Source organism: Streptomyces sp. NBC_00076, from assembly GCF_045041235.1.
Taxonomy (GTDB): domain Bacteria; phylum Actinomycetota; class Actinomycetes; order Streptomycetales; family Streptomycetaceae; genus Streptomyces.
This window is the reverse complement of sequence record NZ_CP108242.1, coordinates 7110087-7122853: the sequence shown is the minus strand read 5'-3', so window position 1 is coordinate 7122853 and position 12767 is coordinate 7110087. Positions and strand designations below refer to the sequence as shown.

Annotated in this window: 14 protein-coding genes; 3 read left to right on the top strand and 11 right to left on the bottom strand. The window is 68.6% G+C overall.

Features of this window, described 5'->3' with window-relative positions; translation table 11 throughout:
* Window positions 1-18: 18 nt before the first annotated feature.
* Together OHA64_RS32590 and OHA64_RS32585 are read right to left on the bottom strand one after the other, a co-directional pair.
* Complete coding sequence (locus OHA64_RS32590; protein ID WP_405619210.1) at window positions 19-216, bottom strand: DUF5708 family protein; 198 nt, start codon at window positions 214-216, stop codon at window positions 19-21.
* Window positions 213-800 (bottom strand): hypothetical protein, encoded by a 588-nt coding sequence (locus tag OHA64_RS32585; RefSeq protein ID WP_405619208.1) that lies wholly within the window; start codon window positions 798-800, stop codon window positions 213-215. The genes OHA64_RS32590 and OHA64_RS32585 overlap by 4 nt, the downstream gene beginning before the upstream one ends.
* A gap of 89 nt (window positions 801-889) precedes the next feature.
* Between OHA64_RS32585 and OHA64_RS32580 the strand changes: the two genes are divergently transcribed.
* The 3 genes from OHA64_RS32580 (at window position 890) to OHA64_RS32570 (ending at window position 4801) form a co-directional block, all read left to right on the top strand.
* On the top strand, window positions 890-2206 hold the full coding sequence (locus tag OHA64_RS32580; RefSeq protein WP_405619206.1) for a sensor histidine kinase: 1317 nt from the start codon (window positions 890-892) through the stop codon (window positions 2204-2206).
* Window positions 2207-2219: 13 nt separating this feature from the next.
* A complete protein-coding gene (locus OHA64_RS32575) occupies window positions 2220-2861 on the top strand; it encodes a response regulator (RefSeq protein ID WP_405619204.1) in 642 nt (213 codons plus the stop codon).
* 116 nt (window positions 2862-2977) lie between these two features.
* The gene (locus tag OHA64_RS32570) at window positions 2978-4801 is read left to right on the top strand and encodes a glycosyl hydrolase family 18 protein (RefSeq protein ID WP_405619202.1); all 1824 of its coding nucleotides are present in this window, start codon (window positions 2978-2980) and stop codon (window positions 4799-4801) included.
* A gap of 84 nt (window positions 4802-4885) precedes the next feature.
* Here OHA64_RS32570 and OHA64_RS32565 read toward each other — a convergent pair whose 3' ends face one another.
* From OHA64_RS32565 to atpB, 9 genes are all read right to left on the bottom strand, one after another.
* Window positions 4886-5332 (bottom strand): DUF2550 domain-containing protein, encoded by a 447-nt coding sequence (locus tag OHA64_RS32565; RefSeq protein ID WP_405619200.1) that lies wholly within the window; start codon window positions 5330-5332, stop codon window positions 4886-4888.
* Between the two features lie 145 nt (window positions 5333-5477).
* Window positions 5478-5852, bottom strand: coding sequence for a F0F1 ATP synthase subunit epsilon (locus OHA64_RS32560; protein ID WP_405619198.1), 375 nt, complete (start codon window positions 5850-5852; stop codon window positions 5478-5480).
* A 130-nt stretch (window positions 5853-5982) separates the two neighbouring features.
* Window positions 5983-7419 (bottom strand): F0F1 ATP synthase subunit beta, encoded by a 1437-nt coding sequence (atpD, locus tag OHA64_RS32555; protein ID WP_405619196.1) that lies wholly within the window; start codon window positions 7417-7419, stop codon window positions 5983-5985.
* On the bottom strand, window positions 7419-8336 hold the full coding sequence (locus OHA64_RS32550) for a F0F1 ATP synthase subunit gamma (RefSeq protein ID WP_405619194.1): 918 nt from the start codon (window positions 8334-8336) through the stop codon (window positions 7419-7421). The genes atpD and OHA64_RS32550 overlap by 1 nt, the downstream gene beginning before the upstream one ends.
* A gap of 21 nt (window positions 8337-8357) precedes the next feature.
* A complete protein-coding gene (gene atpA, locus OHA64_RS32545) occupies window positions 8358-9947 on the bottom strand; it encodes a F0F1 ATP synthase subunit alpha (RefSeq protein ID WP_405619192.1) in 1590 nt (529 codons plus the stop codon).
* 124 nt (window positions 9948-10071) lie between these two features.
* Window positions 10072-10887, bottom strand: a complete 816-nt coding sequence (locus OHA64_RS32540; RefSeq protein WP_405619190.1) for a F0F1 ATP synthase subunit delta — start codon at window positions 10885-10887, stop codon at window positions 10072-10074.
* Complete coding sequence (locus OHA64_RS32535) at window positions 10884-11429, bottom strand: F0F1 ATP synthase subunit B (protein WP_405619188.1); 546 nt, start codon at window positions 11427-11429, stop codon at window positions 10884-10886. Before OHA64_RS32535 ends, OHA64_RS32540 begins: the two co-directional genes overlap by 4 nt.
* Window positions 11430-11470: 41 nt before the next feature.
* Window positions 11471-11701, bottom strand: a complete 231-nt coding sequence (gene atpE / locus OHA64_RS32530) for an ATP synthase F0 subunit C (protein ID WP_405619186.1) — start codon at window positions 11699-11701, stop codon at window positions 11471-11473.
* 74 nt (window positions 11702-11775) lie between these two features.
* Window positions 11776-12597, bottom strand: a complete 822-nt coding sequence (gene atpB, locus OHA64_RS32525; protein WP_405619184.1) for a F0F1 ATP synthase subunit A — start codon at window positions 12595-12597, stop codon at window positions 11776-11778.
* Between the last annotated feature and the right edge of the window lie 170 nt (window positions 12598-12767).

Here is a 12767-nt window from a genome sequence, read left to right as displayed (position 1 = left end):
CGGCGGGGAGCGCTGACGCTAGCGGTCCTCCGCCGACGGGCGCAGCGCCTGGTAGCCGCCCGTCAGGACGAGTGCGCCCCCGACGAACATCATCACCACGCCGACCTTCGTCAAGGTCACGAAGGGGACCTCCACATCCCCGGTGAACAGCCACAGCACCAGGCCGACCACGAGGGTGCCGGCGCCTTCCAGCAGGTTTCGCGTCGCTTTGCTCATCGCCGTGTGCTCTCCTTCGTGAGGGTTGTCCGGTGTTCCGCCTCCCGCGCGCCCGGGCCCTTCTTCGGCCAGATCACGTACGTCAGCGCGATCAGGCCGTGGATGGCGGCAGCCCGCCACGCGGTGTAGCGCCAGCTCTCCAGGGGGCCGGTGCGGGATGCGTCGTCGACGTACCAGACCGCGATCTGGAGCAGGCCCGTCGCGACGGCGGCGGCGATCAGCGTGCCCAGCCACACCGTGCCCTCGTGCCGGGCCCGGGCCATCCCGTGGCGCGGCGGTCCGACGGGCTTGGGCGCTCCGGCCAGCCGGTGGGCGGCGTGACCGTCGAGCCACTTCACCGTGCGGTGGCCGTGTCCGACCGTGTAGCCGATGTAGAGGGCGGCCAGACCGTGCTTCCCGCTCGGGTCCGCCCCGTTCTTCAGGTCGACCGCGGTGACGACCAGCAGCACGACCTCCAGCAGGGGTTCGCACAGCAGCAGCGCCATGCCGGTGCGCGGCATCCGCAGCGGGTACCGGAAGGCCAGACCGGCGGCCAGCAGCACCCAGAAGCCGATCTCGCAGGCGACGATCAAGGCGACGATCACGGTTCGCTCCTCTCGGTCTCCTGTTCAGGCTCCCGCCGAAGGCGGCCCGGATCGTCGTCGCCGGTGACGAACCTCCGCTACATCGAAAGATGCAGTGCGGGACCGTTCCCGGGGATCAGGCGTCCGCCGCGCGGGCCGTGTTGGATGGAGACATGGCCCCCGGACGACCCCACTCGCCCCGCCCGTCCCGTCCATCCCGCCCACCCCGATTCGACGTGTACGTCGCGGTGTCCGGGCTGCTCAGCGGGCTGCTCCTGTGGGGCATCGGCCTGGGCGTCCGGCCGGCCGACTATGCGATGGTGCTCCTCGGCGGGCGCTGGGTGATCCTGCTGCCGCTCGCCGTCACGGCCGGCTGCGAGGTGCTGCGCCGGACCACTCCCCGCACGGCCCTGCTGGTCGGTACGGCCGCGGTGGTCCTGGACCTCGTCACCCAGGGGAATCTGTTCACGATCCTGATGTACACCGACCTGATGTACGCGGCCGTCCTGTACGGCACGCCCGCGTCGGCCCGCCGCATCCCCCGGATCACCGGGCTGCTCGCGGTGGTCGGGACGTTGGTCCCGTTCGCGGTGTGGCGGGTGCCCGAGGCGCTGCTGATCGGGGTGACCGTCGGCCTCGTGTCGTTCGCTCCCGCGTCCACCGGGCTGATCGTCCGCAACCACCGCGACGCGGCCGAGGCCGCCCGGCTGCGTGCCGAGCAGACGGCGCTGCTCGCCGAGGTGGACCGCACCCAGGCGGTGGTCGCCGAACGGGCCCGGATGGCCAGGGAGTTGCACGACATGGTCGCCAACCACCTCTCCGCGATCGCCATCCACTCCACCGCCGCGCTCTCCATCGACGATGCGAAGACCTCCCGGGAGGCGCTCGCCGTCATCCGGGAGAACAGTGTCGGGGGCCTCGCCGAGATGCGGCGGCTTATCGGGATCCTGCGCGACGGCGACAGCGAGCCCGCCGCGACCCCGACGCTGGACGGACTCGCCGCGCTCGTCGTCGGCGCCCGCGGCAACGGCCTCGACGTCACCCTCGACACCCTCCCCGACACCACGCACGGCCAGATCCCCGCCCCGGTCGAGCTCGCCGCGTACCGCATCGTGCAGGAGTCCCTCACCAACGCCCTCAAGCACGCCTGCCCCGGCCGCGTCACGGTGACCGTGGCCCAGCAGCCGGACGACTCGCTCACGGTCGAGGTGACCAGCCCGTACGGTGACCGGGACGGGCCGAGCGCCCCCGGCTCGGGCGCGGGGCTCGTCGGCATGCGGGAGCGGACCGCCCTGCTGCACGGCACCTTCGAGGCCGGTCCGGAGGACTCGGCGGACGGCAAGATCTGGGCCGTACGCGTCGCCCTGCCCGTCACGGACGCGGACCCCGCGTGGAACCGTCCCCGAGAGCCCCCGAAGACCGCGTGAAAGGTGAACCCGCATGATCCGTGTCCTCGTCGCCGAGGACCAGTCCGCCGTCCGCGCCGGACTCGTCCTCATCCTGCGCAGCGCCCCCGACATCGAGGTGGTCGGCGAGGCGGGAGACGGCGAGCAGGCGGTGGCGCTGGCCCGGGAGCTGCGGCCCGATCTGGTGCTGATGGATATTCAGATGCCGCGTCTGGACGGGGTGTCGGCGACCCGGCAGGTCGTCGCCGAGGAGCTGGCCGACGTGCTCGTCCTGACCACGTTCGACCTCGACGAGTACGTCTTCGGTGCGCTGCGCGCCGGCGCGGCCGGGTTCCTGCTCAAGAACACGGAGGCGAAGGACCTGCTGGAGGCGGTCCGCGCGGTGGGTCGCGGGGAGGGCCTGATCGCCCCGGCCGTCACCCGACGTCTGATCGCCGAGTTCGCGGCGAAGCCCGTACGGCAGCCGGTCGCCGACCCCGCCGTCCTGGACGGCCTCACCCGTCGCGAACGCGAGGTGCTGTCCTGCCTGGGCGAGGGGCTGTCCAACGCGGACATCGCCACCCGTCTCACGATGGCCGAAGCGACCGTGAAGACGCACGTCAGCCGTCTCCTGGGGAAGCTGGAGCTGCGCAGTCGGGTCCAAGCTGCGGTACTGGCACAGGAGTTGGGAATCTGACTCGTCGCCATGAAGACTGGTCCAGACCTATTGACCCGTGGTCCAGACCTTTCTATTCTCGCGGCACCGTGGGCGTGAAGGCTCAGCCACGCCCCCAATCCCCGAGGAGGCGCCGCATGCGCTTCAGACACCGAGCCGCCGCAGGGTTCGCGACCCTGCTTCTCCCCTTCGCCGGGCTGGTCGGGCTCGCGAGCCCCGCCCAGGCCGCGACGAGCTCGACCGCCACCTACGCCAAGACCCAGGACTGGGGCTCCGGCTTCGAGGGCAAGTGGACGGTGAAGAACACCGGCACCACCGCCCTCAGTTCCTGGACCGTCGAGTGGGACTTCCCCGCCGGCACGTCCGTCACCTCCGCCTGGGACGCCGACGTCACCTCCTCAGGCACCCACTGGACGGCGAAGAACAAGTCCTGGAACGGCTCCCTCGCCCCCGGAGCCTCCGTCTCCTTCGGCTTCAACGGCACCGGCTCCGGGTCCCCCGCCAACTGCAAGCTCAACGGCGGCAGTTGCGACGGCGGCACGGTACCCGGCGACGCGGCCCCCTCCGCCCCCGGCAAACCCACCGCGTCCGGCATCACCAACAGCTCGGTGAAGCTGGCCTGGAGCGCTGCCACCGACGACAAGGGCGTCAAGAACTACGACGTGCTGCGCGACGGTGCGAAGATCGCCACCGTGACGACCACCTCGTACACCGACACCGGTCTGACAGCGGGCACCGCCTACTCCTACACCGTCCAGGCCCGCGACACCGCCGACCAGACCGGCCCGGTCAGCGCGGCGGTCGCCGTGCGCACCACCGGCGGCACCACCGACCCGCCGCCGACCGGTGACAAGGTCAAGCTCGGCTACTTCACCGAGTGGGGCGTCTACGGCCGCAACTACCACGTCAAGAACCTGGTGACCTCGGGCTCGGCCTCCAAGATCACGCACATCAACTACGCGTTCGGCAACGTCAAGGACGGCAAGTGCACCGTCGACGACACCTACGCCGCCTACGACAAGGCGTACACCGCCGACCAGTCCGTCAGCGGCACCGCCGACACCTGGGACCAGCCGCTGCGCGGCAACTTCAACCAGCTGCGCCAGCTGAAGGCCAAGTACCCGCACATCAAGGTGCTGTACTCCTTCGGCGGCTGGACCTACTCCGGCGGATTCGCCCAGGCCGCAGCCAACCCGGCCGCCTTCGCCGCCTCCTGCAAGTCCGTCGTGGAGGACCCCCGCTGGGCCGACGTCTTCGACGGCATCGACATCGACTGGGAGTACCCGAACGCCTGCGGCCTGACCTGTGACACCTCGGGCCCCGCGGCCTTCAGGAACCTGATGCAGGGCCTGCGCTCGGCGTTCGGCCCGAACTACCTGGTCACCGCCGCCATCACCGCCGACGGTTCCTCCGGCGGCAAGATCGACGCGGCCGACTACGGCGGCGCCTCCTCGTACCTCGACTGGTACAACGTGATGACGTACGACTACTTCGGCGCCTTCGACGCGGACGGCCCGACCGCCCCGCACTCGCCGCTGACCTCGTACTCCGGTATCCCGACCGCCGGCTTCAACTCCGCCGACGCGATCGCCAAGCTGAAGTCGAAGGGCGTCCCGTCCGCCAAGCTGCTGCTCGGCATCGGGTTCTACGGCCGCGGCTGGACCGGCGTCACCCAGTCCGCCCCGGGCGGCACGGCGACCGGCGCGGCACCCGGCACGTACGAGGCGGGCATCGAGGACTACAAGGTGCTCAAGACGTCCTGCCCGGCCACCGGCACCATCGCGGGCACGGCCTACGCGTACTGCGGCAACAACTGGTGGTCGTACGACACTCCCTCGACCATCGCCGGGAAGATGACCTGGGCCAAGAACCAGGGCCTGGGCGGCGCGTTCTTCTGGGAGTTCAGCGGTGACACCGGCAACGGTGAGTTGGTGAACGCCATCAACAGCGGGCTGTCGTAAGGCAGTTGGACGCTGTCAGGCGACGTTGACGCTCCCCCAGACTTCGTCCGGGGGGACCCCCACCCAGCGAGTAAATGGGGCCTTTCAGGCCACATTTACTCGCTGTCCGGGCGGGGCCGCCTCCAGCCACGCGAGGAAACCGGTCAACGCGTCTTCGCTCATCGCGAGCTCGAGACGCGTGCCCCGGTGCAGACAGGTGAGGATGATGGCGTCGGAGAGCAGCGCCAGCTCCTCCTCGCCCTCGGGGAGACGGCGGCCGGCGACCTCGATGGCGGCGCGCTCCAGGACGCGGCGCGGGCGGTAGGCGTAGGAGAAGACGCGGTACCACTCGACTCGGTCGCCGTTGTAGCGGGCGACGCCGTAGCTCCAGCCCTTGCCACTGGTGTCGGACTTCTCCGGCACGTCCCAGCGCAGACTGCAGTCGAAGGTGCCGCCGGAACGCTGGATGAGCCTGCGGCGCAGGCCGAAGACGAACAGCCCCATGACCACCAGGGCCACGACCAATCCGCACACAGTCAGAGCGAGGACCATCGACACCGACCCTCCTCGTCTCCTCGGTTACGGATTTCTCGGTAACGGAATGGAAAAAACACCCACATTCACCTCAGCCGCGACTGGTACCGGATCGCTCCGGTTCCAGCCGCGGCTGAGTGACGTCATCGCGTGACGTGGCGGGTCAGCGTGCTGCCGCCGCGCGCAGGCGTACGTCGGCGCGACGCTCGGCGGAAGCGTCCCCCTCCGCCTTCGCGCGCTCCAGCTCACGCTCCACGCGCTGGACGTCGATCTCGTCGGACAGCTCCGCGATCTCGGCCAGCAGCGACAGCTTGTTGTCGGCGAACGAGACGAAACCGCCGTGCACAGCGGCGACGACCGTTCCACCATCACTCGTACGGATGGTCACCGGGCCCGACTCCAGCACACCGAGCAGCGGCTGGTGACCGGGCATGACGCCGATGTCGCCGGACGTGGTGCGCGCGACGACCAGGGTGGCCTCGCCGGACCAGACCTCTCGGTCGGCCGCGACCAGCGCGACGTGCAGCTCAGCAGCCAAGGTGGCTCCTCGGGTCACCACCCGGCGGTTGTGCCGGGTGTTGGTTACAAGTCTAGTGGGCGTGAATGAGGGGGCGGGACGCGCCCGCCCCCTCACACGAGCTCAGAGCTCAGAATTCTGAACCCTCAGTTCAGGAGACGCCCAGCTCCTTGGCGTTGGCCTTGAGGTCCTCGATGCCACCGCACAGGAAGAACGCCTGCTCCGGGAAGTGGTCGTACTCGCCGTCGATGATCGCGTTGAACGCGGTGATCGACTCCTCCAGCGGGACGTCCGACCCGTCGACGCCGGTGAACTGCTTGGCGACGTGGGTGTTCTGGGACAGGAAGCGCTCCACGCGACGGGCACGGTGGACGGTGAGCTTGTCCTCCTCGCCCAGCTCGTCGATACCGAGGATCGCGATGATGTCCTGGAGGTCCTTGTACTTCTGGAGGACCGTCTTGACGCGCATCGCGGTGTTGTAGTGGTCCGCCGCGATGTAGCGCGGGTCCAGGATGCGGGACGTGGAGTCCAGCGGGTCCACGGCCGGGTAGATGCCCTTCTCGGAGATCGGACGGGAGAGAACCGTCGTCGCGTCGAGGTGGGCGAAGGTGGTGGCCGGGGCCGGGTCGGTCAGGTCGTCCGCGGGGACGTAGATCGCCTGCATCGAGGTGATCGAGTGACCACGGGTCGAGGTGATGCGCTCCTGGAGGAGACCCATCTCGTCGGCCAGGTTCGGCTGGTAACCCACCGCGGAGGGCATGCGGCCGAGCAGGGTCGAGACCTCGGAACCGGCCTGCGTGAAGCGGAAGATGTTGTCGATGAAGAACAGCACGTCCTGCTTCTGCACATCGCGGAAGTACTCCGCCATGGTCAGACCCGCGAGGGCCACGCGCAGACGGGTGCCCGGGGGCTCGTCCATCTGACCGAAGACAAGGGCGGTCTTGTCGATGACGCCCGAGTCCGCCATCTCCTCGATGAGGTCGTTGCCCTCACGCGTGCGCTCGCCGACACCGGCGAACACGGAGACACCGTCGTGGTTGTTGGCGACGCGGTAGATCATCTCCTGGATGAGCACCGTCTTGCCGACGCCGGCACCACCGAACAGACCGATCTTGCCGCCCTTGACGTACGGGGTCAGCAGGTCGATGACCTTGACGCCGGTCTCGAACATCTCGGTCTTCGACTCGAGCTCGTCGAAGTTCGGTGCCTTGCGGTGGATGGACCAGCGCTCACCGTCGTAGGTCTCGTCGACGTTCAGCACCTCACCGAGGGTGTTGAACACCTTGCCCTTGGTGAAGTCGCCGACCGGAACGGTGATGCCCGTGCCGGTGTTGGTGACCGGGGCCTGGCGGACCAGACCGTCGGTGGGCTGCATCGAGATCGTGCGGACCAGGCCGTCACCCAGGTGCTGGGCGACCTCCAGGGTCAGCGTCTTCTTCGCACCGGCCTCGGCCGGGTCGGAGATCTCGACGTGAAGGGCGTTGTAGATCTCCGGCATGGCGTCGACGGGGAATTCCACGTCGACGACCGGGCCGATGACCCGGGCGACGCGGCCCGTGGCAACGGCCGTCTCAACTGTCGTCGTCATTACCTGTCACTCCCCGCGGTCGCGTCGGCCAAGGCTGCGGAGCCACCGACGATCTCGCTGATTTCCTGGGTGATTTCGGCCTGGCGGGCCGCGTTGGCAAGGCGGGAGAGGGTCTCGATGAGCTCTCCGGCGTTGTCGGTCGCCGACTTCATCGCGCGCCGCGTCGCGGCGTGCTTGGAGGCGGCCGACTGGAGCAGCGCGTTGTAGATGCGACTCTCCACATAGCGCGGCAGCAGGGCGTCGAGGACGTCCTCCGCCGACGGCTCGAAGTCGAACAGCGGAAGGATCTCGTCCTTCGCCGCGGACTCCTGAGCCACCTCGTCGAGGCTGAGCGGCAGCAACCGGTCGTCGAGCGCCGTCTGCGTCATCATCGACACGAACTCGGTGAACACGATGTGGATCTCGTCCACACCGCCGTCCGCCGTGTCCGTCTCGATGGCCTCGATCAGCGGGGCCGCGACCTTCTTGGCGTCCGCGTACGTCGGCTCGTCGGTGAACCCGGACCACGACTCCGCGACCTTGCGCTCACGGAAGTTGTAGTGGGCGAGGCCACGACGGCCGACGATGTACGTGTCGACCTGCTTGCCCTCGCGCTCCAGGCGCTCGGTCAGCTTCTCCGCGGCCTTGATGGCGTTGGAGTTGAAGGCGCCGGCCAGACCGCGGTCGCTGGTCAGAAGCAGGACCGCGGACCGCACGACCGTCTCGGCCTGCGTGGTCAGCGGGTGCTTCGTGTTCGAACCGGTACCGACCGCCGTGACCGCGCGGGTGAGCTCGGTCGCGTACGGCGCGGAGGCCGTCACCTTGCGCTGCGCCTTGACGACACGCGAGGCGGCGATCATCTCCATCGCCTTGGTGATCTTCTTGGTCGCGGTGACGGATCGGATGCGACGCTTGTAGACCCGGAGCTGGGCTCCCATGAGTCAGGTCCCTTCCTTACGTCACTTGGCCGCGGCCGGGGCGTCCTCGCCGAGGAGCTTGCCGTCCGAGGTCTCGAACTGCTTCTTGAACTCGGCGATGGCGTCCGCGATGGCGGTGAGGGTGTCGTCCGACATCTTCGCGCCCTCCTTGATGGAGGTCATGAGGCCCTGCTCCTTGCGGTGCAGGTACTCCAGGAGCTCCTTCTCGAAGCGGCGGACGTCGGCGACCGGTACGTCGTCCATCTTGCCGGTGGTACCGGCCCACACGGAGACGACCTGGTCCTCGGTCGGCATCGGCTGGTACTGCGGCTGCTTGAGCAGCTCGACCAGTCGCTGACCGCGCTCCAGCTGCGACTTCGACGCGGCGTCCAGGTCGGAACCGAAGGCGGCGAACGCCTCCAGCTCGCGGTACTGGGCGAGGTCGAGGCGGAGCCGGCCGGCCACCTGGCGCATCGCCTTGTGCTGCGCGGAGCCGCCGACGCGGGAGACCGAGATACCGACGTTCAGGGCCGGACGCTGACCGGCGTTGAACAGGTCGGACTCCAGGAAGCACTGGCCGTCGGTGATGGAGATGACGTTGGTCGGGATGAACGCCGAGACGTCGTTGGCCTTCGTCTCGACGATCGGCAGACCGGTCATCGAGCCGGCACCCAGGTCGTCGGAGAGCTTCGCGCAGCGCTCCAGCAGACGGGAGTGCAGGTAGAAGACGTCGCCCGGGTAGGCCTCGCGGCCCGGCGGACGGCGCAGCAGCAGCGACACGGCGCGGTAGGCGTCGGCCTGCTTCGAGAGGTCGTCGAAGATGATGAGGACGTGCTTGCCCTCGTACATCCACTGCTGACCGATGGCCGAACCGGTGTACGGCGCCAGGTACTTGAAGCCGGCCGGGTCGGACGCCGGGGCGGCGACGATGGTCGTGTACTCCAGCGCGCCGGCCTCTTCGAGGGCGCCACGCACGGAGGCGATGGTCGAGCCCTTCTGACCGATGGCCACGTAGACGCAGCGGACCTGCTTCTTCGGGTCGCCGGAGCGCCAGTTGTCGCGCTGGTTGATGATCGTGTCGACGGCCAGGGCGGTCTTGCCGGTCTGGCGGTCACCGATGATCAGCTGACGCTGGCCACGGCCGACCGGGGTCATCGCGTCGACGGCCTTGTAGCCGGTCTCCATCGGTTCGTGCACCGACTTACGGGCCATGACGCCCGGAGCCTGCAGCTCGAGGGCGCGGCGGCCGGACGTCTCGATCTCGCCGAGACCGTCGATCGGGGCACCGAGCGGGTCGACGACGCGGCCGAGGTAACCCTCGCCGACAGCCACGGAGAGCACCTCGCCGGTACGGGTGACCGGCTGCCCCTCCTCGATGCCGCTGAACTCACCGAGGACGACGCAACCGATCTCGCGCTCTTCCAGGTTGAGCGCGAGGCCGAGGGTGCCGTCCTCGAACTTCAGCAGTTCGTTGGCCATGGCCGAGGGCAGGCCCTCGACCTTCGCGATGCCGTCGCCGGCAAGGCTGACCGTACCGACCTCCTCGCGCGAGGCCGCGTCCGGCTTGTACGACTGGACGAAGGTCTCCAGCGCGTCCCGGATCTCCTCCGGCCGGATCGTGAGCTCCGCCATCTGGGTTCCCTGCTCTCCTTGTTGGGCCCGAAGTTTCACTTTGGGGTCTGGGGGCGACCCCCAGGATTCTTCTGCACGGCCCAACATGGGCCGTCATCACGTACGTACTGCTATTAAGTTGCGGTCAGCTCGCCAGTCGGCGGCCGGCGTCCTCGATGCGGTCCGCGAGGGAACCGTTGATGACCTCGTCGCCGACCTGCACCCGCATTCCGCCGAGGACCTCGGGGTCCACGTCCAGGTTGAGGTGCATCGTGCGGCCGTAGAGCTTCGCGAGGGCGGCGCCCAGGCGCTGCTTCTGCGGGTCGCTCAGCGGAACCGCCGAGGTGACGACGGCCACCATGCGGTCCCGGCGGTCGGCGGCCAGCTTGGACAGGGACTCGAGTCCCGCTTCCAGGCTACGTCCCCGCGGCGCGGCGACAAGGCGCGTCACCAGACGCTCGGTGGTCGGGGCGGCCCGGCCGCCGAGGAGGCTGCGCAGCAGCTCGCCCTTGGCCGAGACGGTGGCCTTGCGGTCGGTCAGCGCGGCGCGCAGCCCGGTGTTCGAGGAGACGATCCGGCCGAACCGGAACAGCTCGTCCTCGACGCTGTCGAGCGTGCCCGCCTTCTGCGCGGCGGTGAGGTCGGCGAGGGCCGCCAGCAGCTCCAGCGCGTCCACCAGGTCGCGCGACTGCGACCAACGGGAACGGACCAGTCCGGACACCAGGTCGACGGTCTGACCGCCGACCTGGGAGCCGAGCAGGCGCTGGGCCAGCTCGGCCTTGGCCTCACCGGCCTGTGCCGGGTCGGTCAGGACCCGACGCAGCGACACCTCGCGGTGGAGCAACGCGGTGACGGCGGCCAGCTCGTCGGCGAGCGAGCCGGCGTCCACGGACGTGGAGTCCGTCAGCGCGTCGAGTCGCTCACGTGCGGCTGCCAGGGCGTCGCGGCTCGCTCCGTTCATCGCGCGGCCTCGGCCTTCTCCTCGAGCTCGCCGAGGAAGCGGTCGATGACGCGGCTCTGCCGGGCGTGGTCGTCGAGGGACTCGCCGACGAGCTTGCCGGCCAGGTCGGTGGCGAGCTTGCCCACGTCCTGGCGCAGCGCCGACGAGGCGGCCTTGCGGTCGGCCTCGATCTGGGCGTGACCGGCGGCGACGATCTCCTCGCGCTGCCGCTGGCCTTCCGCGCGCATCTCGGCGATGAGCGTGGCACCCTGCTCCTGCGCCTCCTGACGCAGACGCGCGGCCTCGTGACGGGCCTCGGCGAGCTGAGCCTTGTACTGCTCAAGCACGCTCTGGGCCTCGGTCTGGGCGGCCTCGGCCTTCTCGATACCGCCCTCGATGGCCTCGCGGCGCTCTTCCAGAACCTTGTTGATGTTCGGGAGGAGCTTCTTGGCGAGGAAGCCGAAGACGATGACGAAGGCGATCAGGCCGATGACAAGCTCGGGGATCGGGGGGATGAGGGGATTTTCCATCTCCTCAGCCGCGACCGTGAGCAGCGGGCTCATGTATATGCCTTTCGTCTAGTCGGCTGGTCTGGGATCAGCGATCAGTAGCCGTAGACGAACGGCATGACCAGACCGATCAGGGCCAGCGCCTCACAGAACGCGAAGCCGAGGATCTGGTTGGCGCGGATCAGGCCGGCCGCTTCGGGCTGACGGGCGAGGGCCTGGGTGCCGTTACCGAAGATGATGCCGACGCCGACGCCGGGGCCGATCGCGGCGAGGCCGTAACCGATGGAGCCGAGGGAGCCTTCGACAGCAGCAAGGGTCTGGGTCATGCCAGTTCTTCCTTTTCTTTACGGACCGGTGGGGGTTGGCCACCGGACGACTTGTGGAGGTCGGGTGCGGTGGCTCAGTGGTGCTCGGCCAGGGCGCCCTGGATGTAGGTGCAGGTCAGCAGGACGAACACGTACGCCTGCAGGGCCTGGATGAACAGCTCGAAGGCGGTCATCACGACGGTCATCACGAACGAGACACCCGCGTACGCGATCCCGATGCCGTTCAGCAGGTACCAGCTGGCGATCGTGAAGAGCAGCAGCAGGGTGTGACCGGCGAACATGTTCGCGAAGAGTCGCACGGCGTGGGTGAACGGGCGGATCAGCAGGTTCGAGAAGAACTCGATCAGCATCGCCAGCGGAAGTACCGCGCCGAGCGACTTGTCGTAGCCCGTGACGTTCTTGAAGAAGCCGACGAAACCGTGCCGCTTGAAGGTCAGGGAGACCCACAGCACGTAGACGATCAGTGCCAGTACCAAGGGGTACGAGATGATCGACGTGACCGGGAACTGGGCGATCGGGACGATCGACCAGAGGTTCATCATCCAGACGAAGAAGAAGAGCGAGACGATGAGCGGTACGTACTTCTCGCCTTCCTTCTTTCCGATCGTCTCGTAGACGACCCCGCGCCGGATGAAGTCGTAGCCCGCCTCGGCCACCATCTGGAGCTTGCCGGGGACGACCTGCGGCTTACGGAAGGCGGCCCAGAAGAAGCCGACGATGATGATCGACCCGAGGAGCGCCAGCAGCATCGTCTTGTTGAAGTACACGTTGCTGTCCGCGTCGCCCCACATGGGCTCGAACAGGAACGAGTGCAGGCCGGGAGAGGGGAAGCCACAACCATTGAAGATGTGGCAATCGGTCTCGAAGGCGAGCACCTGCGTCGGGTCAGCACTCACCGCGGGCTCCTTCAGCGTGACGCATAGGTACGGCAACCTCGTTGTGTCGGCGCGGCACGCAGCCGCAGTTCGGCACGGGACTGGTGTTTCGGATGTGGGGGCGGCTGTTGGGCATCAAGCCTCGCGATTGAGCAGGCGTCAGCTCAGATGCCCGCGCCCGCGATGCCGCA

Coding starts and splice junctions, on each gene's coding strand:
- OHA64_RS32590 (WP_405619210.1), bottom strand. CDS start 216: ATGAGCAAAGCGACGCGAAACCTGCTGGAAGGCGCCGGCACCCTCGTG.
- OHA64_RS32580 (WP_405619206.1), top strand. CDS start 890: ATGCAGTGCGGGACCGTTCCCGGGGATCAGGCGTCCGCCGCGCGGGCC.
- OHA64_RS32575 (WP_405619204.1), top strand. CDS start 2,220: ATGATCCGTGTCCTCGTCGCCGAGGACCAGTCCGCCGTCCGCGCCGGA.
- OHA64_RS32570 (WP_405619202.1), top strand. CDS start 2,978: ATGCGCTTCAGACACCGAGCCGCCGCAGGGTTCGCGACCCTGCTTCTC.
- OHA64_RS32565 (WP_405619200.1), bottom strand. CDS start 5,332: ATGGTCCTCGCTCTGACTGTGTGCGGATTGGTCGTGGCCCTGGTGGTC.
- atpD (WP_405619196.1), bottom strand. CDS start 7,419: ATGACGACGACAGTTGAGACGGCCGTTGCCACGGGCCGCGTCGCCCGG.
- OHA64_RS32550 (WP_405619194.1), bottom strand. CDS start 8,336: ATGGGAGCCCAGCTCCGGGTCTACAAGCGTCGCATCCGATCCGTCACC.
- atpA (WP_405619192.1), bottom strand. CDS start 9,947: ATGGCGGAGCTCACGATCCGGCCGGAGGAGATCCGGGACGCGCTGGAG.
- OHA64_RS32540 (WP_405619190.1), bottom strand. CDS start 10,887: ATGAACGGAGCGAGCCGCGACGCCCTGGCAGCCGCACGTGAGCGACTC.
- OHA64_RS32535 (WP_405619188.1), bottom strand. CDS start 11,429: ATGAGCCCGCTGCTCACGGTCGCGGCTGAGGAGATGGAAAATCCCCTC.
- atpE (WP_405619186.1), bottom strand. CDS start 11,701: ATGACCCAGACCCTTGCTGCTGTCGAAGGCTCCCTCGGCTCCATCGGT.